The sequence below is a fragment of the Klenkia sesuvii genome, assembly GCF_037083825.1.
Taxonomy (GTDB): domain Bacteria; phylum Actinomycetota; class Actinomycetes; order Mycobacteriales; family Geodermatophilaceae; genus Klenkia; species Klenkia sesuvii.
Genome location: NZ_JBAPLU010000006.1, coordinates 51,596 through 69,990, shown reverse-complemented (window position 1 = coordinate 69,990; position 18,395 = coordinate 51,596). Strand labels below are relative to the sequence as shown.

Genomic DNA, 18,395 nt, shown 5'->3' with positions numbered 1-18,395 from the left:
AGGGTGGGCCCCGTGGCCACCTGGGCGGACGTCGAACGCATCGCGACCGGGCTGCCCGCGGTCCAGGAGGGCACCACCTGGGGCAACCGCTGCTGGAAGGTGGGCGGGAAGACCTTCGTGTGGGTGCGGCCGCTCGGGAAGAAGGACCGTGCCGACCTCGGTGACGAGGTGCCGGACGGCGAGGTCATGGCCGTCCGGGTCGACGGCGAGGGCGGCAAGGCGGAGCTGCTGCTCGCCGAGCCCGAGGTCTGCTTCACCATCCCGCACTTCGCCGGGTACAGCGCCGTGCTGGTGAAGCTGGACGAGGTCGACGAGACCCTCCTGGTCGAACTGGTCGAGGATGCCTGGCGGGTGATGGCCCCGCCGAAGATCCGCCGCGATCACGGACTCCAGGACACCTGAGCGCGGCGTGTTGCGCGCACAGGTCCGTGATCAACTGGGAAAGCGGGCAGCGGGCAGCGGGCAGCGGGTAGCGGGCAGCTCAGGTGTCGGCGCGGAGCAGGGGTGGGTGCAGCTGCTCGGCCTCGCCGCGGCGGTACAGCTGCGCCGGGCGGCCGCCGTCCCTCGTGGTGGTCTCCCCCGTCGGGTCGAGCAGGCCGGGGGTGCCGGTGACCTTGCGGTGGAAGTTCCGCGGGTCCAGCGGCCGGCCCCACACCACCTCGTAGACCCGGCGCAGCTGGGCGACGGTGAACTCCGCCCCGCAGAACGCCGTCGCCAGCGCGGTGTACTCCAGCTTGGCCCGGGCCCGCTCGACGCCGTCGGCGAGCACGCGGTCGTGGTCGAAGGCCAGGTCGCGGGCCTGCGCCACCGGCACCCACCGGGCCTCGGCGGCGTCGGTGCCGGCGGTGGGCACCGGCTGGTCGGGGACGAGCGCCAGGTGCGCCACGGTCACTACGCGCTGGCGGGGGTCGCGGTCGGGGTCGCCGTAGGAGGCCAGCTGCTCGAGGTGGCCGACGTCCAGGCCGGTCTCCTCGGCCAGCTCGCGGGTGGCGGCCGCGGCCAGGCCCTCGTCGGGGCGCACGAAGCCACCGGGCAGCGCGTCGCGGCCCAGGAACGGCTCCTCGCCCCGGCGCACCAGCAGCACGCACAGCTCGTCGCCGCGCACGGTCAGCACCACGAGGTCGACCGTCACCGCGAACGGGGGGAACGCCATGCGCCCACCCTAGCGTCAAGTTGACGACAAGCCAGAGTCCTGCTTATCGTCGTGATGACGACAACGAACGAGGAGGACGTCATGGCCGACATCGCCCGCTACCCCTTCACCCGCCACCTGCGGGGGTCGGCGACCGCCTACGTGCAGCACGTGACCGCCGGCCGGCTGCGGCACGGCGGCACCGGTGCCAGCTTCTGGTTCCGCCCGCTGTCGGCCGTGCTGAGCGAGGTCCCGGTCGACGACCGCGAGCTCCCGCTGCTCTTCCACGCCCGCACCGCGGACTTCCAGGACGTCACCGTGCAGATGACGCTGACCTACCGGTTCGCCGACCCCGCGCTGACCGTCGGACGCGTGGACTTCTCGATCGACCCGGACACCGGCCTGTGGCGCGGCACCCCGCTGGAGCAGGTCGCCGGGCTGCTCACCGAGTCGGCCCAGCAGCACGCCATCGACCTGCTCGCCGGCGCCGTGCTGACCGCTGCGCTCACCGGCGGGGTGGGCCCGGTCCGGGACACGGTGGCCGCGGGGCTGGCGGCCGACCCACGACTGGTCGAGACCGGCATCGTGGTCGTCGACGTCCGCGTCGTGGCCATCCGGCCCGAGCCGGAGGTCGAACGGGCCCTGCGGACGCCGACCCGCGAGCAGGTGCAGGCCGACGCCGACGCCGCGACCTACGCCCGCCGGGCCACCGCCGTCGAGCGCGAGCGGGCGATCAGCGAGAACGAGCTGGCCAACCAGGTCGAGCTCGCCCGCCGCGAGGAGGAGCTGGTCGGCCAGCGCGGCGTCAACGCCCGGCGCGAGGCCGAGAACGCCGCGGCCGCAGCCGAGGTCGCCGCCGAGTCGAAGGCCCGCCGCGACCGCGCCGCGGCCCAGGTGGAGGCCGAGCGCACCCGGGTGCAGGGCGAGGCCCGCGGCGCGGCCAACCGCGCCGAGTGGGCCGTCTGGGTGGACATGCCGGTCGAGACGGTGCACGCGCTGGCCCTGCGGCAGCTGGCGAGCAACCTGCCGCAGATCCAGAACATCACCGTCACCCCGGACATGCTGACCGGGCTGCTCGCGAAGCTGGGGACGGGTCAGGGGGCGCAGGAATGAGCCTGGCCCCCCGCGTGGTGCTCGTGACCCGGGCCACCGAGCTCACCGAGCTGGTGGCCCGGCACGGCACCCGCGGGCAGGCCGCGTTCTTCCTGCGCAGCCGGGGCCGCGACGTCGACGATGTCGCCGCGCACGACGCCGCCCAGCGCGCCGCGGTCGCCACCGCCCTGGCCCAGGTCCCGGTCGACTGGCGGCGGGGCAGCGTCGAGCGGGCCGACCTGCCCCGGTTCCTCTTCGCGCCGGACGACGTCGTCCTCGTCGTCGGGCAGGACGGCCTGGTCGCCAACGTGGCCAAGTACCTCGACGGCCAGCCGGTGGTCGGCGTGGACCCCGAGCCCGGCCGCAACGCCGGGGTGCTGGTGCGGCACCGGGCGGCCGACGTCGGCGAGCTGCTCGCCGCCCGTGACCGGGCCGACCGGCTCACGATGGTGCAGGCCCGGGCGGACGACGGGCAGGAGCTGCTCGCGCTCAACGAGGTCTACCTGGGTCAGCCCACGCACCAGACCGCCCGCTACCGGCTGCGGGCCCCCGGTGCGCAGGCCGAGCGGCAGGCGTCGTCCGGGCTGCTGGTCTCCACCGGCACCGGGGCCACCGGGTGGTGCCGGTCGGCGGCGCTGGAGCGGCACAGCCAGGTCCCGCTGCCCGGGCCAGCCGACCCCGGGCTGGCCTGGTTCGTCCGGGAGGCCTGGCCGTCGCCGGCCACCGGGACGACCTGCACCGAGGGCCTGCTCGGCCCGGACGACGAGCTGGCACTGACCGTGGAGAGCGACCGCCTGGTGGCCTTCGGTGACGGCCTCGAGGACGACCACCTCACCCTCACCTGGGGCCAGCAGGTCACCGTGGGCCGGGCGACCCGCCAGCTGCGGCTGGTCTGAGGAGGGCGACGAGGAAGCCGGCGTCGGGGGTGAACGGTCGCAGGTCCCAGGTGGACAGCAGCAGGTCCTCGGCCCAGCCGGTGGCCGCCGCGTCGGCACGGAACTCGGCGAACCCGTAGCCCCGGTGGTCGCCGAACCCGATCGCCATGCGGCCGCCGGGCTCGAGGTGGGCCAGCAACCGGGTCAGGGCGTCGCGGCGCAGCGCGGGCTCGACGAAGGTGATGACGTTGCCGGCGCACACGATGCCGTCGAAGGTCTCGCCGAGGTCGAAGGTGGTCAGGTCGTCGACCAGCCAGCGGGGGCCCGGGTGGTCGACCTCGGCGGCGGCGACGAGCACGGGGTCGCCGTCCACACCGGTGACGTGGTGGCCGGCGCGGTGCAGCGCGCCGCCGACCCGGCCCGGCCCGCAGCCGGCGTCGAGCACCCGCGACCCGCGGGGCAGCAGCGCGTCGACCAACCGGGCCTCGCCGTCGAGGTCGGCGCCCTCGGCGGCCAGGCCGCGGAAGCGGTCGACGTACCACTGGGAGTGGTCCGGGTCCTCGGCGGTGATCGCGGCCCAGCTCGCGTGCTCGCTCACCGGACCGGGTCCAGCGTGCGCAGGCCGAGCTCCTCGGCCACCGACCGCAGGGTCGCGTCGTGGGTGACGACGACCAGGTCGTCGATCCCGGTACGGAGTGCGGACGCCAGGTGGATGGCGTCGAGGGTGCGGACGTGCGGCACGATCGCCTCGGCCTCCTGCAGGACGGCGTGGTCGAGCGGGACGACGGACAGGTGGTCGAGCACCGCGTCGCGGCGGGAGACGGGGACCCCCTCCCGGCGGAGCACCCGGGTCAGCTCGGTGCGGAGCAGCCGGGAGGAGATCACCGGCTCCGCCCCGCCGGTCGCGTCGTCGAACCACGCCCGCGCCGAGGCGTTGCCCAGCAGGACGTGCACGGCGACCGACGTGTCGACGTAGGACGCACTCACCACGGACCCTTCTGGTCCTCGAGCAGCTCGTCGACCGAACCGGCCGTGCGCACCCGGTGCACGGGCAGCTCGGACGTGCGCGCTCGGCCCGTGCGGCGCGGGGGCAGCAGCTGGGCCGACGGCGTCGCCGGGATGATCAGCCCGACCCGACGCTGGTGCCGGGTCAGCTCGTAGACCTCGCCGGCCTCCACGTCGGCGATCATCGCGGTCGGGTTCTGCCGGAGCTCACCGACCGAGATCGACTTCACCGCATCAGTAGACCTCGGTTGTCGACGCATGTCTACGGGCATCATGCAGAGGGTGCGATCCGAGGCCAGCGTGCTCCACCTGGACCTCGACGCCTTCTTCGCCGCCGTCGAGCAGCGCGACAAGCCCTCGCTGCGCGGCAAGCCCGTGGTCGTGGGTGGCACCGGTGGCCGCGGCGTCGTCGCCACCGCCTCCTACGAGGCCCGCGCCTACGGGGCGCGCAGCGCGATGTCCAGCGGCGAGGCCCGCCGGCGGTGCCCCCCGGGGACGGCGTTCCTCGGTGGCCGGTTCGCCGCGTACTCCCTCACCTCGCGGGTGGTCATGGACCTGCTGCGCGAGCTCTCGCCGCTGGTCGAGCAGGTCAGCGTCGACGAGGCCTACGTGGACCTCGCCGCCGGCGGCCACGACCTCACGACCACGGGGCTCACCGCCCTGGCCGCCGACCTCAAGGCGCGCATCCACGAGGCCACCGGCGGGGTGCGCGGCTCGGTGGGCATCGCGTCGTCCAAGACGCTGGCCAAGATCGGCAGCGAGCTGGACAAGCCGGACGGGTTGCGGGTGATCGCGGCCGGCACCGAGCTCGACGTCCTGCACCCGCTGCCGGTGCGCTCGCTGCCCGGCGTGGGCCCGGCCACCGGCGACCGGTTGTCCTCCGTCGGCGTCCGCACGGTCGCCGACCTGCACGAGCGCTCGCTCACCGACCTGGTGGCCCTGGTCGGCCAGGCGCACGGCACCGGGTTGTTCCGGCTGGCCCGGGCCGACGACGAGCGACCCGTCGTGCCCGACCGCGAGGCCAAGAGCGTCTCCGCCGAGCGCACCTACGCCACCGACCTCACCGACCTGGGCCGGCTGGAGAGCGAGCTCCGCTGGCTGGCCGACCGGGTCGTGGCCCGGTTGCAGAAGGACGGGACGGCGGGGCGCACGGTCACGCTGAAGTTCCGCCGCTACGACTTCACCACCCTCACCCGCTCGCAGACGCTCCCCCAACCCGTCGACGACGCCCGCACGATCGCCGAGATCGCCCGCCGGCTGCTGGCCGGGATCGACCGGACCGGTGGGGTGCGGCTGCTGGGGGTCGGTGTCTCGGGGCTGGCCGACTACGTGCAGGGCGACCTGTTCGCCGAGGACGACGACCTGCCCGATGTCGACCCGGGGGCGGAGGCGCCCGCCGAGGGCGACGTCGTCCCCGACGACCCCCGTCCCGGGCCGACGGCGACGCTGTGGCACCCCGGGCAGGACGTCGAGCACGCGCAGATGGGCCGCGGGTGGGTGTGGGGCAGCGGCCTGGGTCGGGTGACGGTGCGCTTCGAGGGTCCGCGGACGCCGCCCGGCCCGGTGCGCACCTACGCCACCGACGACCCCGACCTCTCCCCCGCCGACCCTCCCGACTGGCGGACCACGGCGGAGCGGCTGCTCAGGTGAGCCCGGCCAGCTGCTGACCGTGCGCGGCGGCGTTGGCGGCTGCGAGCTCCCGGTCGCTCCCCCCGACGTGCAGGAACTCCGCATCCACCACCTGCAGGTAGTCCCCCGCCGCAGCCGCGAGCAACGCGCCGGCCCAGCGGACGTCGGGGTCCGGGGCGGCCACGGCCTCCTCGGCCACCGCCAACGCCACGCCGAGCATCGTCGGCAACGAGGCGTCGGGGTCGTGCTCGAGGAACCAGTACATCTCGGCGTGCTGGGTGACGTCGACCCGCAGCTCGACCAGGCCCAGCGCGAGGTCCTGCAGCAGCTGCGGGCCCAGCGTCGTCCCGGAACGGTGCACCAGACCCGGCGTGTCCACCCGGCGCAGCAGCGACAGGCGCACGGCGAAGGCGCGCCGCCGGGTCAGTGCCGGGCTCACCTGCAGGATCCACGTGACCGCCGCGGTGATCAGGCCGAACCCGATGAGGGCCTGCACCGGCACCACCAGCCGCAACCACGCGTCGCTGGGCAGCACGTCGCCGAAGCCGAGGGTGGCGAGCACGACCGCGGAGACGTACACCGCGTCGAGCAGGTCCGACCGGCTGGCCGGGTCGACCGCGCTGACGTAGGAGAAGCCGGTGGTCAGGTGCGGCCAGTAGACCAGCGCGGCACCCACGACCAGCAGCACGAGCCAGCACGAGACCGACACCACCAGCGTCAGCGGACCGGCGAGCCCGCGGAAGCGGGGCAGGGCCAGGCCGGCCCGCCAGCCCGCCCGCATGACCCACCGGCTGAGACCGCCGCGCCCGTTGGGCCGCAGCACGGTCGCGAACAGGTCGTGCAGCACCACCAGCACGAGCACGGTGCCGGCCACCGTCGCCAGCCACTCCACGGCACCCATCGGGGCAGCATGCCCCGCTGCGCCGAGCTCGGCCCGTCGGGGGCGGGAGGATCAGCGCGGGACCGAGGACCAGAAGTCGCGTTCGTAGGCGGTGGCGATCGCGAACGCGCGGTGCATGGCCGGCTCGAGCTCGGGGGTGGCCTCGGCGTCGGTGAGCTCGCGGGCGCGCCGGGTCGACTCCTGGAAGGCCGGGGCGTCGTAGGTGGCCAGCCAGCGCAGGAACGGGTGGTCGGCGACGGCCCGGGCGGCGGGGGCCAGCCGGGCGCCGGTGTGCGCGTACACCCAGAAGCAGGGCAGCACCGCCGCGCAGCCGACCGCGTAGGGCTCGGTGGCCGCCGTGGCCACCAGGTAGGAGACGTAGGCCAGGCAGGTGGGGCTGTGCTGGTCGGTGCGCGCGCCGCCGCCGAGCAGCTCCAGCAGGTCCTCGTGCAGCGCCGTCTCGACCACCGCGGCGCCCTGCGCGGCACCGGCCCAGAACGCCCCCGCCTGCGCCTCGGGTGCCCGGGCGGCCAGCAGCGCGAGGGCCTTGGCGTAGCCGGCGAGGTAGAGCGCGTCCTGCTCCAGGTAGCTGCGGAACGCGGCGGGTGCGAGGGTGCCGTCGGCCAGCTCGGCCAGGAACCCGAGCTCGTCGATCTCGGCGCGCAGCCCGGCGGTGCGGGCCCAGGCGTCGGCGGAGAAGCTCACGAGTCGCCCCACGCGTAGGCGCCGTGGGCCACGGGGCCGTTGCCCGAGCCGACGTCGAGCTGGTCGGCGTGCCGCAGGGCGGCCTGCAGCACGTCCCGGGCCTGCTCGACCAGCGCCGGCCAGTCCGGGGCCGTCCCCGCCGTCCCGGCGAGGGTGGCTCCCGCGGCGAGGGCGGCCGACAGCGTGCACCCGGTGCCGTGGGTGTTCGCGGTGGCGACCAGCGGTCGGCTGCTCAGGTGCACCGACGTCGTCCCGACGTCCTCCCGCACGGCGAGGACGTCGATGCTCTCGCCCAGGTCGCGGGCGAGGTGGCCACCCTTGACCAGCACCGCGCGCGGGCCGAGCGCCAGCAGTGCCACGGCCTGGTCCCGCAGGTCGACCACGGTCCGCGCCGGTTCCACGTGCAACAACCGCGCCGCCTCGGGCACGTTCGGCGTCAGCAGGTCGGTGATCGGCAGCAACGCGGTGCGGACGGCGTCCACCGCGTCGTCGTCGATGAGCTGGTCCCCGCTGGTCGCCACCATCACCGGGTCGACGACGAGCGGCCCGACCGACCGCCGGGACAGCACCTCGACGACGGCGTGCACCACCGCCGACGAGCCGAGCATCCCGGTCTTGGTGGCGTGCACGGTGACGTCGTCGAGCAGGGTGTCCAGCTGCTGGGTGACGAAGGCGGCCGGGACGGGGTGGACGCCGGTGACGCCGTGGGTGTTCTGCGCCGTCAGGCTGGTGAGCACCGCGGTGCCGTAGGTGGTCAGCCCGGCGAAGGTGGCCAGGTCGGCCTGGACGCCGGCCCCGCCGCTGGGGTCGGAGCCGGCGATGGTCAGGGCAACCCGGGCGCTCATCGCAGCGCCGCCCGCAGCTGCTCGGCGGCGGCCCGGGGGTCCCCGGCGGCGCAGATGTCGCTGACCACGCAGATGCCGTCGACCCCGGTGGCGGCCACCGCGGCGGCCCGGTCGGCGTGGATGCCGCCGATCGCCACCGTGGTCAGCCCGCCGGCGCCGCGCACCAGCTCCGCGATGCCCTCGGGGCCCAGCGCCGCCGCGGCGTCGGGCTTGGTCGGGGTGGCCCACACCGGTCCGAGGCCCAGCAGGTTGACGGTCCCCGGCGGCAGGGCGGTCGCGGCGGAGAGCTCGTCCGCCGTCCCCACGGACAGGCCGACGTGCAGGTGCGGGGCGTGCGCCCGGACGTCGGTGACCGGGAGGTCGGACTGGCCCAGGTGGACCCCGGTCGCCCCGGCCAGCAGGGCGACGTCGAGGGCGTCGTCGACCACGACCGCGACGTCGGGCCGGTCCACCAGCGCCGCCTGCACGGCGCGGGTCAGCTCGAGCAGCTCGCGACGGGACGCCGTCTTGTCCCGCACCTGGACGGCGGTGACCCCGCCGGCGACCGCGGCGGCCACCACCTCGGGCACCGACCGGGGCGCGCAGAGGGCGGTGTCGGTCACCAGGTAGAGGTTGGGGTCGAACCTCACGGCTGCTCCACGACGTCGGCGCCGGCCAGCTCGTCGGGGCCGACCGCGTCGAGGGCGTCGAGCCAGGCGGTCGCGAACGACCCGGGCCCGGTGCACACCGCGGCCGCGCGCTCGGCGGCCACCGCGACGTGGGCGTGCGCGGCGACCGCACCCCAGAGGTTGGACCCGGTCGAGGCGACGTAGGCGGCGGTCAGCGCGCCGAGGGCGCACCCGGCGCCGGTGGTGCGGGTCAGCAGCGGGTGGCCGCCCCCGACGCGGACCGTGCCGGTGCCGTCGGTGACCAGGTCGACCTCGCCGCTGACGGCGACCACCCCGCCGGTCCGCCGGGCCAGGTCGGCGGCGGCCTCCGCAGCGCTGTCGACGCCGACCGTGCTGTCGGTGCCCCGCCCGCCCGCGCCGGCCCCGGCCAGCGCGATGACCTCGGAGGCGTTGCCGCGGACGACGTCCGGGCGGTGCTCGAGCAGCTGGGCCGCCAGCCGGGTGCGGAAGCCGAGCGCGCCGACGGCGACCGGGTCGAGCACCCAGGGCGTGGCGTCGTCGGCGGCCCGTGCGGCGGCCGCGCGCATCGCCTCGGCCGTGCGGGCGGTGAGCGTGCCGACGTTGACCAGCACCGCCGAGGCGAGGCCTGCGAACTCGGCGGCCTCCTCGGGGGCGTCCACCATCGCCGGCGAGGCCCCGACGGCCAGCAGCGCGTTCGCGGTGAACGCCTGCACGACAGTGTTGGTCAGGCAGTGCACCAGCGGGCGCGCCTGCGTCAGCGCGGCCCGGGCCGCCATCAGCGACGCGGTCGTGGAACGGCTCATGTCGACATCCCTTCGCCAGTACGAGCTGGAGCAGGTTCGACGGGTGTCATCTCAGCCCCCGGTGGGGCACCCCGTGTCGCCCCCGATCCTGGCACGGCTCCCCCGATCGGGTGAGCCGGGAGGTGGTTCCGGCACCCGCGTGCTCGAGGAGGCCTCCATCGCCGAGGCTCGGCCCGCCAGGCCGCCCAGCAGGAGCAGCTGGTGGCCGACGAGGCCATCGCGGTCTCCCAGCGGCAGCTGGCGCTTAAGCAGGCCGAGACCGACGCCGAGATCGACGCAGCCAAGGCCGAGGCCGCCGCGATCCTGGCCAAGGGCAAGGCCGAGGCCGAGTCGATGGACGCCCGCTCCCAGGCGTTCAGCACCTACGGCGAGGCCGCGATCCTCGACCTGCTGGTGAAGGTCCTGCCCGAGGTCGTGTCCGCCGCGGCCGCGCCGCTGTCGAGCGTGGAGAAGATGACCGTCATCAGCGCCGACGGCCCGGGATCGCTGTCGAAGTCGGTGGCCGCCAACGTCGCCCAGGGCCTGCAGCTCTCGGGCGACCTGACCGGCCTCGACGTCCCCGCGCTGCTCAAGCGGCTCTCCGGCGCCGCGGCCGACGGCTCGGGCCCGGCCTCGCCCGAGCGGGTCCCCGTCGACGGAGCGTGAGATACATGCGTGTCACATGCGAACGCATGTGACACGCATGCAAGGTGGCCGGGTGACGAAGATGCTGCAGGTCCGCAACGTGCCGGACGACGTCCACGCCCGCCTGCAGGAACGGGCATCGGCGGCCGGCATGTCGCTGTCGGAGTACACCCTGCGCGAGCTGAGCAAGGTCGCGGCTCGGCCGACCCAGGAGGAGATCTTCCGCCGAGCGGAGTCCTCGGGCCTGTCGATCTCGTTCGACGAGGCGGTCGCACTCGTCCACGAGGGCCGGGCCGAGCGCTGATCGTCCTCGACACGTCCGCCCTGCTGCCTGTGCTCGCAGACCAGGGCGGTCACGGTGCCCGGGCTCGCGAGATGGTACGAGGGCGGGATCTGCACGTGCCGGAGCTGGCCGACGTCGAGTTCCTGCAGGCGGTGCGCCGCAAGGTCCTGGCTGGCCTGTGGACGGTGGACCGGGGTGAGCTGGTGCTGGATCTGCTCGCCGGCTTCCCTGTCCAACGGCACGGGCACCGGGCTCTCGTGGCACGAGCGTGGCGGCTGCGCGACTCGGTGTCGGCCTACGACGCCCAGTACGTGGCGCTCGCCGAGGTGCTCGGGGCGACGCTGGTGACCGCCGACGTCCGGCTCTCCCGGGTGCCTGGCCTGCGCTGCGAGGTGCGAGTGTTGACCGCGTGATCGTGGAGAAGCGGTTCGCCGAGCTGACCCCCGCCGAGCTGTACGGCCTGCTCAAGCTGCGGGTCGACGTCTTCGTGGTCGAGCAGGCCTGCCCCTATCCCGAGCTCGACGGCCGGGACGCCGAGCCGGGCACGCTGCACGTCTGGGTGGCCGAGGACGACGTCCCCGTGTCGTGCATCCGGGTGCTGGAGAACGGCGAGCACCGGGCGATCGGCCGGGTCGCGACGGCGGTGTCCGCCCGGGGGCGTGGGTTGTCGGCGCAGTTGATCGCGCGCGGCCTGGAGCTGTGCGCCGGCCGCACCGTCGACATCGGCGCCCAAGCCTACCTGGAGGGCTGGTACGCGCGGTTCGGCTTCGAGCGGTCGGGGCCGGACTACGTGGAGGACGGCATCCCCCACCTGCCGATGCGGGTCATCGCCCCCCGTTGACCATGCACGGGCGCCACGCCGGCACCCCGCCCACCGGCGCGGCGCCGTTGCTGAACTGCGAGGTCGACGCCGCGCGGGGCGTCAGTCCGCGCCCGTGAGGGAGGCCTGCGGGAGCCAGTCGGCGTCCAGCAGCTCGGCGATCTGCTGCAGGCCGGCGGTGTCCCCGCCCGCCGTCGACCCGGTGACCGCCAGGCGCTCGACCATCACCTTCGCGACCTGCTCCTCGACGGTGTCCTCGGCGTAGGCGATGCGCCACGGCGACACCTGGTGGTCGCGGTGGGTGCGGCCGGTGACCTGGCGGGCCGCGATGCCGGAGAACCGCGGCTGGTGGAACAGCCCCACCCGCGGGGTGGTCGACGCCGTCCGTCCGCCGGGCAGCTGCTCGCCGGCGTGCAGGCTGATCGAGGCGGTCACGGTGAACACGCACACCGGCGACTCGCCGCGCTGGAACCGCAGCCGCTCGGCCTCCACGTCGAACCGGTCGCGGCCGTAGATGCCCGAGACGCCGATCCCGGCCGCCTGGAGGGCCTCGCGGATCGGGTCGGCCGCGGTCTCGACGAACTCCACCGACACCGCCACCTGCCGGCCGGCCTCGACCTGCGCCTTCACCCAGTCGACGGTGGCCGGCACCCGGATCAGCCCGGCCTTCTGCCGGAACCGCAGCAGCGCCGCCCGGCCCCGCGCGGTCTGCCGCGCCCGCCGAGCGAGCTGCATCTCGGCGCGGAAATCGCTCCACTCCTGCTCGTAGGCCGCCCGCTCGGCGGGGGTGAGGGCCACCGGCGTCCCGGTCACCTGGACGTCGCCCCACGGTGCGGGCCGGTGCAGCGTCGACGGCGGGTCGGTGTCGGCCAGCCAGCTGCGCAGCAGCGCCAGGTCGGCTCGGCGCTCGTCGGCGTCCTCGGTCCAGGTGCTGCCGTAGCGGCCGCGTTCCACGTGGAACCCGTGCTCGGCCAACCGGGCCGGCAGGTCGGCCCAGGCGCGCAGCGGCTCGCCGTGCAGCGCGGCGAAGTGCGGCGCGAGGTAGGGCAGCTCCAGCGGGGAGTGCGCCGGGGTCGCCGTGGCCAGCAGCACGAACGGTGCGTCCTTGACCCGCCCGGACCCGGAGACCGCCTTCCAGTGCTTCCACCGCTGAGTGGTCGTGTGCCGGACCATGTGCGCCTCGTCGGCCACCACGACGTCGAACCGCAGGTCGCGCACCTTGGCCAACCGGTCCCAGGTGGTGACGCACCAGCGCAGGCCACCGTCGCCGAAGGCGCTGATCGAGCGCGTCCAGTGCGGCACGGTGATGGCCGCGGGCCGGTCGGCGACGACCAGCACGGTCCGGGCCCCGCGGCGGGCGGCGACCTGCTGCACGGCCAGGACGGCGGTGCCGGTCTTGCCGACGCCGGGGTCGTCACCGAGGAGGAACATCCGCCCCCCGGCTGCCTCGTGCGCGGCGACCGCGGCGGCGCCGGTGACCTGCTCGGCGCGCGGGATCATCCGGTCCCCGGCCGGCACGGGGCGCGGGGCGTCGTTGAGCTCGTCCTCCAGGAACCGCTCGAAGGTGTACGGGCCGGGGACGTAGGCCGCGAGCTCCGGCGGCGGGGCAGCGCCGATCCAGACGTGGGCCTGCAGGTCCTTGTCCCAGGTGGCCCCGGGCGCCGGTGCCCGGAAGGGGACGGCGAGCACCCACACCCGCTCCCCCGGCCCGGCGGTCGGTCGGGCCGGCTGCGCCGCGGGGCCGCGCGCCGCGGTCCCGGTCGGGGCCGCCTTCCGGCCCGCCTTCGGGGTCGCCTTCGGGGCGGTCGTGCGGGCGGAGGCGGCCCTCGACGGTGCGGCCTTCCGGGTGGCGGCCTTCCGGGTGGTGGCCGAGCGGGTGGTCCTGCGGCGTCCGGGCACGGGAGGCGACGCTACGGGTCCGTCGGACCCCGGTCGGTCAGGCCGCGAGCGCGCCGAGCGGCCGGGCGACGCCGGCGGCGGCCAGGACGGTGCTCAGCGCGGCGTGCGGGTCCACCGGGCCCGTGGCCGGCGGGGCGTCGGGGACGTCGAGCAGCGACCGGAAGGCCGCGGTCGCCCGGTGTGACTCCGGCTCGGTCAGCTCGGGGTGGAACTGCACCCCGACGGCACCGGCGCCCACGGCGAAGCCCTGCACCGTGGTGACGGGGTTGCTCCACAGCAGCCGGACGTCGTCGTGCGCCAGCAGCGCAGCGGGCACCTCCTGGACGTGGGCGGTGGCCACGGTCAGGTCGGGGACGCCGTGGCCGCGCACGGTGGTCACGCCGGCTTCGCCTCCGGAGGCCACCGGCAGCGGAGCGGCGCCCGCGGCGACGGCGGCCAGCAGCTGCGCGCCCTGGCAGACCCCGAGGACGGCGGCCCGGCCCGCCCGCGCCTCGACCAACGCGCCCCGGACGGCGTCGAGCCGCTCGGCCATCGCGGCGGTGCGGGAGCCGACGGCCTCCAGCCCGCCGCTGAACACGTGCACCACGCCGGGCCGGCCGCGGTGCTCACCGGCCGGGTCGCCCCACGGGACGAGGGACACGCGCCAGCCCAGCTCGGCCAGCCGGGCGGCCAGCGGCTCGCCCCAGCCGACGCCGGGCCAGGCAGTGCCGCTGCCCGACCACACCACCGCCTCGGTGGTCACCGCACCGTCCGTCTCGCCGCGCACGCCGTCCACCATGGCCGGGTGGCGGTGCCGCCGGGGGTGGCGACACGGCCGGGTGGGGCCGCACCCGGTCACACTGGCCCCGTGCTGCTCCTCCTGCCCCGTGCCCCGCTCGCGTCCCGCCCGGCCGGTGGGTGCGCCGTTGCCGCGCCGTCGTCGGCGGTGCCCCGGTGAGCGCCGAGCTGGAGCTGGCGACCCGGACCGTCGGGGAGGAGGGCCCCCGGGTGGTCTTCGTGCACGGGCTGTTCGGGCAGGGCCGCAACTGGACGACGGTGGCGCGCCGGCTGGCCGACCCGACCTCGGACGGCCCCGGCCACCGGGTGACGCTGGTCGACCTGCCCAACCACGGGCACTCGCCCTGGACCGACCGGGTGGACTACGTCGACATGGCCGGCGCGGTGGCCGACCTGCTCGAGGGGTTCGGCGAGCCGGTGACGCTGGTCGGGCACTCGATGGGCGGCAAGGTGGCGATGCAGCTGGCGCTGCGGCGGCCCGAGCTGCTGCGCGGTCTGGTGGTCGTGGACATCTCGCCGTCGGTCTACCCCGAGACCGGGGGCCGCACCGACGACCCCGACGAGGATGCCTCACCGTTCGCCGCGTTCATCGCCGCGATGCAGGCGGTCGACCTCGAGGGCCTGACCACCCGGGAGGACGCCGACGCCGCGCTGCGCACCGCCGTGCCCAGCGACATGGTGCGGGCCTTCCTGCTGCAGTCGCTGGTGCGGGAGAACGCGGCCGGCGGGGCGGGCAGGTCGTGGCGGTGGCGGTTGAACCTGGAGCTGCTGGGCCGGGACCTGGGGGTGCTGCGGGGCTTCCCCGACCCGCCCCCGGGTGCGGTGTTCGAGGGGCCGACGCTGTGGATCGCGGGGGCGGACTCGACCTACGTGCTCGACGAGGACCGTCCGCGGATGGAGGAGCTGTTCCCGCTGGTCAGGTTGGTGCGGGTGAAGAACGCCGGCCACTGGGTGCACTCGGAGGCACCCGAGGTGTTCACCGAGGCCGTGCGCCGCTTCCTGGTCCAGGTCGAGCGCTAGTCGAACAGGCCCCGGACGTCGTCGGCGGTGAGCGGGGCCGAGAGCACCCCGTCGTCGTCGACGACCTGGTCGAACACGGCCTGCTTGCGGGCCTTGAGCGCCATCACCTTCTCCTCGATGGTGTCCTTGGCGACCAGCCGGTAGACCATCACGTTGCGGGTCTGGCCGATGCGGTGCGCGCGGTCGACGGCCTGCGCCTCGGCTGCGGGGTTCCACCACGGGTCGAGCACGAAGACGTAGTCGGCCGCGGTGAGGTTCAGCCCGAAGCCGCCGGCCTTGAGGCTGATGAGGAACACCGGCACGTGGCCGTCGGTGAAGCTCTGGATCACCGCCGGGCGCTGGCGGGTGCTGCCGTCGAGGTAGGCGTAGCCGACCCCCTCGGCGTCGAGCTGCGCGCGGATGCGGGCCAGGTACCCGGTGAACTGGCTGAACACCAGCACCCGGTGGCCCTCGGCCAGCACCTCGCGCAGGTGCTCGAGGAAGGCCTCGGACTTGTCGGACCGGACCCCGTCGTGGGCCGGGTCGGCCAGTGCGGGGTCGAGCGCGAGCTGCCGCAGGAGGGTGAGCGACCGCAGGATCTCGAAGCGGTGGGCGTCCATGTCCTCCACCAGCCGCAGCACCTTGCGCCGCTCGCGCTGCAGGGCCGTGCGGTAGAGGGTCTCGTGCCGGCCGGTCAGCCGGACCTCGAGGACCTGCTCCTGCTTGGCCGGGAGGTCGGCGGCCACCAGCTCCTTGGTGCGGCGCAGCATCAGCGGCCGCAGCCGCCGGCGCAGGGTGCCCAGCCGGCCGGGGTCGGTGCCCCGCTCGATGGGCCGGCGCCACAGCTCGTTGAAGGCCTCGGGGTCGGGGAACAGGCCGGGCGCGCAGATCGACAGCAGGGACCACAGGTCCATGAGGCTGTTCTCCATCGGCGTGCCCGTGATGGCGAGCTTGAACGGCGCGTCGACGGTGCGGGCTGCGCGGTAGGCCTTGGCCTGGCGGTTCTTCACGAACTGCGCCTCGTCGAGCAGCATGCCGCGCCAGGTCTGCGCGGCGTACTCGTCCTCGTCGAGGCGCAGCAGGGTGTAGGAGGTGATCACCAGGTCGGCCCCGGCCACCCGGCCGGCGAGCGGCACCCCGGCCTTGGCCGAGGTCTCCTCGACGGCGGTGACCCGCAGGCCGGGGGCGAACCGGGCGGCCTCGGCCACCCAGTTGCCGACCACGCTGGTGGGCGCGACCACCAGGACCGGCGCGGTGAGCTGGCCGGCGTCCTTGGCCCGCTGCAGCAGCGCCAGGGCCTGCAGGGTCTTGCCCAGGCCCATGTCGTCGGCCAGCACCCCGCCGAGGTCGTGGTCCCAGAGGAAGGACAGCCACCGGTAGCCCTCGAGCTGGTAGGGCCGCAACTGGGCGGTGATCGCGGCGGGGACGTCGGGCACCGGGAGCTCGTCGAGCTCGAGCAGCGCCGCGGTGCTGCGCTCCCAGCGGGCGCTCTGCTCGGCCACGACGCCCAGCTGCCGCAGGTCGCCCCACAACCCGGCCTGCCAGCGGTTGATGCGCGTGGGTGGCTTGCGGGGGTCCTGCATGGCGCCGGCCTCGGCGATCAGCTGGGACAGCACCGCGAACTCGGGCCCGTCGAGCGGGAAGTAGGTGCCACTGGGCAGGAAGAGGTGGGCCTGCTTCGTGGCCAGTGCCCGGAAGAGGTGGGCGAAGGGCACGTCCTGGCCGTCGACGGTGACGGTGATGCCCAGGTCGAACCAGTCGGCGCTGTCGACCGCGGGGTCGGTGACCGACACGCTCACCACCGGCGCCGAGGTGGCCGCGCGGTAGTCGGGCGCGTCGCCGAGCTCCTCGACCCGCACCCCCTGGTCGCGCAGCGTGGGCAGCACGCCCTCGCAGAACACCGCCGCGTCGAGCTCGCGCAGCTCGACCGTGGGCACCAGGCCGCGCTGCACGGTGGCCTGGCGCAGCTGCGGGAAGCGCCCGTCGGGCAGCACCAGGGCGCCCAGCAGGGCGCGCTCGGCGCGGGCGTCGCGGCCGGGGTCGGCGGCCGCCGCGGTCAGCGCCAGCCGTCGCCCCCCGGGGACGCCGTCGGCCGCGGGGTCCAGCGGCTGCTCGGGGTAGACCACCGACCACTCGAGGGTGAGCCGGGCGCCGTCGGCGTGGCGGACGGCCAGCGCCAGCACCGGCGGCTGCACCGAGGGCAGCTCGACCGAGCCGTCGGGGGAGACCAGCTCGACCATGCGCTGCAGGGCGGGCACGAGCTCGGCCCGCACTCGCGGCACGTCGGGGGCCGGCACCTCCAGCCGCGGGAAGCGGGACACCATCCGGGACAGCTCGACCGGTACCCGGTCGGCGAAGGGGACCAGGTGCAGGGCGTCGTCGTCCACGACGAACGCGCCGTGCACCGGTGTGCCGACGAGGGTCAGCCCGGCCAGCGGGGTGGGCCCGGCCGTGCGGCCGAGGACGCCCTCCAGCAGCAGGTCGCCGGCAGCCGACGCGGTGGCGTGCATCCGCAGCGGTGCCGGGCCCTCGAGCACCACCCGGTCGGCCGGGGTCTTGGCGGTGACGAACGTGACCCCCGCGCGCCGGGCCTCCCGCAGCAGCCGCCACAGCTGCGGCCCGACGTCGTCGAGGAAGACCGCGTCGGTGGTGCCGTAGTAGCCGTAGCCGCCCGAGGCCCCCGACTGCGCCGCCCGGTACAGCTCGACCAGGACGTCGCGGTGCTCGGGCACCCGCCGCACCGGACCGTGCTCGAAGGGCAGGTCGCGCCAGGAGACCCCGGTGCGCACCCAGCGCCCCGCGCGGCCGGGCACCACCGGGCGCAGGCGCACCTGCACCGGCACCCGCTGCCCGGCGCGGCCGGTGCCGGCGTTCAGCTCGAACTGCAGGCCCACGGGGACCAGGTCGGTCGCGGCCGAGCTCGGGGTGAGGTCGGCCAGTGCCGTCTCCCACGCCGGCCGGGGGGCGGTGGTGACCCGGGGCGCGGCCGCGGGCCAGGCCTCGACCAGCTCGCCGGCCTGGTCGACCGCCGTCCCCTGGCCGTCGGGACCCAGGCTGAGCAGCACCGCGACCGCGTGCTTGCAGTCCTGCACCACCGGGCAGGTGCAGCGGCTCACCCACTCGTCGAGGTCGGCGAAGGCGGCCACCTGGTAGACCTCGCCCCGCGAGCCGGTGACCACCCCGCCGACGTGGTCGCCGGCGTGCACGGTGACCGAGCGGACCTTGCGCTCGCGCAGGCACTCCCGACCGCGGAAGGTCACGGCGTCGCCGAAGCAGGACGCGAGGAACTCCTCGTCGAGGGGGAGGGAGAGCGCTGCGGTCACGTCGTCGACGGTAGCCACGACCACCGACGGTCCGGGCGCTCCGCGGGCAGCTGTGGACCGCGGCCCCGGGTGTGC

The 18,395-nt window shown here is 75.5% G+C and carries 21 protein-coding genes and 1 riboswitch; of the genes, 9 read left to right on the top strand and 12 right to left on the bottom strand.

Features of this window, described 5'->3' with window-relative positions:
* Positions 1-12 precede the first annotated feature (12 nt).
* Positions 13-402 (top strand): MmcQ/YjbR family DNA-binding protein, encoded by a 390-nt coding sequence (locus TEK04_RS07735; RefSeq protein ID WP_336403751.1) that lies wholly within the window; start codon positions 13-15, stop codon positions 400-402.
* Between the two features lie 79 nt (positions 403-481).
* Here TEK04_RS07735 and TEK04_RS07730 read toward each other — a convergent pair whose 3' ends face one another.
* The gene (locus TEK04_RS07730; RefSeq protein ID WP_336403750.1) at positions 482-1,153 is read right to left on the bottom strand and encodes an NUDIX hydrolase; all 672 of its coding nucleotides are present in this window, start codon (positions 1,151-1,153) and stop codon (positions 482-484) included.
* A 54-nt stretch (positions 1,154-1,207) separates the two neighbouring features.
* On the opposite strand from TEK04_RS07730, the gene TEK04_RS07725 reads away from it, so the two are divergent.
* Together TEK04_RS07725 and TEK04_RS07720 are read left to right on the top strand one after the other, a co-directional pair.
* Entirely contained in the window at positions 1,208-2,245 is a 1,038-nt protein-coding gene (locus tag TEK04_RS07725; RefSeq protein WP_336403749.1) for an SPFH domain-containing protein, read from the top strand.
* Positions 2,242-3,120 (top strand): NAD(+)/NADH kinase, encoded by an 879-nt coding sequence (locus TEK04_RS07720; RefSeq protein ID WP_336403748.1) that lies wholly within the window; start codon positions 2,242-2,244, stop codon positions 3,118-3,120. The genes TEK04_RS07725 and TEK04_RS07720 overlap by 4 nt, the downstream gene beginning before the upstream one ends.
* On the opposite strand, the gene TEK04_RS07715 is transcribed toward TEK04_RS07720, so the two are convergent.
* Genes TEK04_RS07715 through TEK04_RS07705 form a run of 3 tightly spaced genes read right to left on the bottom strand, consistent with a single transcriptional unit; the run spans position 3,080 to position 4,334 of the window.
* Positions 3,080-3,697 carry a class I SAM-dependent methyltransferase gene (locus TEK04_RS07715; protein ID WP_336403747.1) on the bottom strand — a complete coding sequence of 206 codons (618 nt, stop codon included), beginning with the start codon at positions 3,695-3,697 and terminating at the stop codon, positions 3,080-3,082. The two genes, TEK04_RS07720 and TEK04_RS07715, sit on opposite strands and share 41 nt — an antisense overlap.
* Positions 3,694-4,089 (bottom strand): type II toxin-antitoxin system VapC family toxin, encoded by a 396-nt coding sequence (locus TEK04_RS07710; RefSeq protein WP_336403746.1) that lies wholly within the window; start codon positions 4,087-4,089, stop codon positions 3,694-3,696. The genes TEK04_RS07715 and TEK04_RS07710 overlap by 4 nt, the downstream gene beginning before the upstream one ends.
* On the bottom strand, positions 4,083-4,334 hold the full coding sequence (locus TEK04_RS07705; protein WP_336403745.1) for a type II toxin-antitoxin system Phd/YefM family antitoxin: 252 nt from the start codon (positions 4,332-4,334) through the stop codon (positions 4,083-4,085). The genes TEK04_RS07710 and TEK04_RS07705 overlap by 7 nt, the downstream gene beginning before the upstream one ends.
* Before the next feature lie 52 nt (positions 4,335-4,386).
* Between TEK04_RS07705 and TEK04_RS07700 the strand changes: the two genes are divergently transcribed.
* Positions 4,387-5,754 (top strand): DNA polymerase IV, encoded by a 1,368-nt coding sequence (locus tag TEK04_RS07700; RefSeq protein WP_336403744.1) that lies wholly within the window; start codon positions 4,387-4,389, stop codon positions 5,752-5,754.
* Here TEK04_RS07700 and TEK04_RS07695 read toward each other — a convergent pair.
* The 5 genes from TEK04_RS07695 to thiM form a co-directional block, all read right to left on the bottom strand.
* Positions 5,747-6,634 carry a potassium channel family protein gene (locus TEK04_RS07695; RefSeq protein WP_336403743.1) on the bottom strand — a complete coding sequence of 296 codons (888 nt, stop codon included), beginning with the start codon at positions 6,632-6,634 and terminating at the stop codon, positions 5,747-5,749. The two genes, TEK04_RS07700 and TEK04_RS07695, sit on opposite strands and share 8 nt — an antisense overlap.
* A 51-nt stretch (positions 6,635-6,685) precedes the next feature.
* Entirely contained in the window at positions 6,686-7,318 is a 633-nt protein-coding gene (locus tag TEK04_RS07690; protein ID WP_336403742.1) for a TenA family protein, read from the bottom strand.
* Positions 7,315-8,163, bottom strand: coding sequence for a bifunctional hydroxymethylpyrimidine kinase/phosphomethylpyrimidine kinase (gene thiD / locus TEK04_RS07685; RefSeq protein WP_336403741.1), 849 nt, complete (start codon positions 8,161-8,163; stop codon positions 7,315-7,317). Before thiD ends, TEK04_RS07690 begins: the two co-directional genes overlap by 4 nt.
* Positions 8,160-8,792, bottom strand: a complete 633-nt coding sequence (thiE, locus tag TEK04_RS07680; protein WP_336403740.1) for a thiamine phosphate synthase — start codon at positions 8,790-8,792, stop codon at positions 8,160-8,162. The genes thiD and thiE overlap by 4 nt, the downstream gene beginning before the upstream one ends.
* The gene (thiM, locus tag TEK04_RS07675; RefSeq protein ID WP_336403739.1) at positions 8,789-9,595 is read right to left on the bottom strand and encodes a hydroxyethylthiazole kinase; all 807 of its coding nucleotides are present in this window, start codon (positions 9,593-9,595) and stop codon (positions 8,789-8,791) included. Before thiM ends, thiE begins: the two co-directional genes overlap by 4 nt.
* Positions 9,586-9,679, bottom strand: a riboswitch (TPP riboswitch). It overlaps the preceding gene by 10 nt.
* A gap of 117 nt (positions 9,680-9,796) precedes the next feature.
* Here thiM and TEK04_RS07670 point away from each other — a divergent pair.
* The 4 genes from TEK04_RS07670 (at position 9,797) to TEK04_RS07655 (ending at position 11,343) form a co-directional block, all read left to right on the top strand.
* The gene (locus TEK04_RS07670; RefSeq protein WP_336403738.1) at positions 9,797-10,240 is read left to right on the top strand and encodes a flotillin domain-containing protein; all 444 of its coding nucleotides are present in this window, start codon (positions 9,797-9,799) and stop codon (positions 10,238-10,240) included.
* Positions 10,241-10,301: 61 nt separating this feature from the next.
* Complete coding sequence (locus tag TEK04_RS07665; protein ID WP_336403885.1) at positions 10,302-10,523, top strand: FitA-like ribbon-helix-helix domain-containing protein; 222 nt, start codon at positions 10,302-10,304, stop codon at positions 10,521-10,523.
* On the top strand, positions 10,520-10,915 hold the full coding sequence (locus TEK04_RS07660) for a type II toxin-antitoxin system VapC family toxin (protein WP_336403884.1): 396 nt from the start codon (positions 10,520-10,522) through the stop codon (positions 10,913-10,915). The genes TEK04_RS07665 and TEK04_RS07660 overlap by 4 nt, the downstream gene beginning before the upstream one ends.
* Positions 10,912-11,343 (top strand): GNAT family N-acetyltransferase, encoded by a 432-nt coding sequence (locus TEK04_RS07655; RefSeq protein WP_336403737.1) that lies wholly within the window; start codon positions 10,912-10,914, stop codon positions 11,341-11,343. Before TEK04_RS07660 ends, TEK04_RS07655 begins: the two co-directional genes overlap by 4 nt.
* 81 nt (positions 11,344-11,424) lie before the next feature.
* Here TEK04_RS07655 and TEK04_RS07650 read toward each other — a convergent pair whose 3' ends face one another.
* Both TEK04_RS07650 and TEK04_RS07645 read right to left on the bottom strand, forming a co-directional pair.
* Complete coding sequence (locus TEK04_RS07650) at positions 11,425-13,221, bottom strand: DEAD/DEAH box helicase (protein ID WP_336403736.1); 1,797 nt, start codon at positions 13,219-13,221, stop codon at positions 11,425-11,427.
* A gap of 37 nt (positions 13,222-13,258) precedes the next feature.
* Positions 13,259-13,987, bottom strand: a complete 729-nt coding sequence (locus TEK04_RS07645) for a glutamine amidotransferase-related protein (RefSeq protein ID WP_336403735.1) — start codon at positions 13,985-13,987, stop codon at positions 13,259-13,261.
* Positions 13,988-14,154: 167 nt separating this feature from the next.
* Here TEK04_RS07645 and TEK04_RS07640 point away from each other — a divergent pair, with 167 nt between their 5' ends.
* The gene (locus TEK04_RS07640; RefSeq protein WP_336403734.1) at positions 14,155-15,018 is read left to right on the top strand and encodes an alpha/beta fold hydrolase; all 864 of its coding nucleotides are present in this window, start codon (positions 14,155-14,157) and stop codon (positions 15,016-15,018) included.
* Here TEK04_RS07640 and TEK04_RS07635 read toward each other — a convergent pair.
* Positions 15,015-18,320, bottom strand: a complete 3,306-nt coding sequence (locus TEK04_RS07635; protein WP_336403733.1) for a DEAD/DEAH box helicase — start codon at positions 18,318-18,320, stop codon at positions 15,015-15,017. The two genes, TEK04_RS07640 and TEK04_RS07635, sit on opposite strands and share 4 nt — an antisense overlap.
* Positions 18,321-18,395 lie beyond the last annotated feature (75 nt).

Excerpts from the sequence above, each read along its gene's own strand:
- TEK04_RS07695 (WP_336403743.1), bottom strand. The coding sequence starts at position 6,634 with ATGGGTGCCGTGGAGTGGCTGGCGACGGTGGCCGGCACCGTGCTCGTG.
- TEK04_RS07720 (WP_336403748.1), top strand. The coding sequence starts at position 2,242 with ATGAGCCTGGCCCCCCGCGTGGTGCTCGTGACCCGGGCCACCGAGCTC.
- thiD (WP_336403741.1), bottom strand. The coding sequence starts at position 8,163 with ATGAGCGCCCGGGTTGCCCTGACCATCGCCGGCTCCGACCCCAGCGGC.
- TEK04_RS07665 (WP_336403885.1), top strand. The coding sequence starts at position 10,302 with ATGCTGCAGGTCCGCAACGTGCCGGACGACGTCCACGCCCGCCTGCAG.
- TEK04_RS07725 (WP_336403749.1), top strand. The coding sequence starts at position 1,208 with ATGACGACAACGAACGAGGAGGACGTCATGGCCGACATCGCCCGCTAC.
- thiM (WP_336403739.1), bottom strand. The coding sequence starts at position 9,595 with ATGAGCCGTTCCACGACCGCGTCGCTGATGGCGGCCCGGGCCGCGCTG.
- TEK04_RS07730 (WP_336403750.1), bottom strand. The coding sequence starts at position 1,153 with ATGGCGTTCCCCCCGTTCGCGGTGACGGTCGACCTCGTGGTGCTGACC.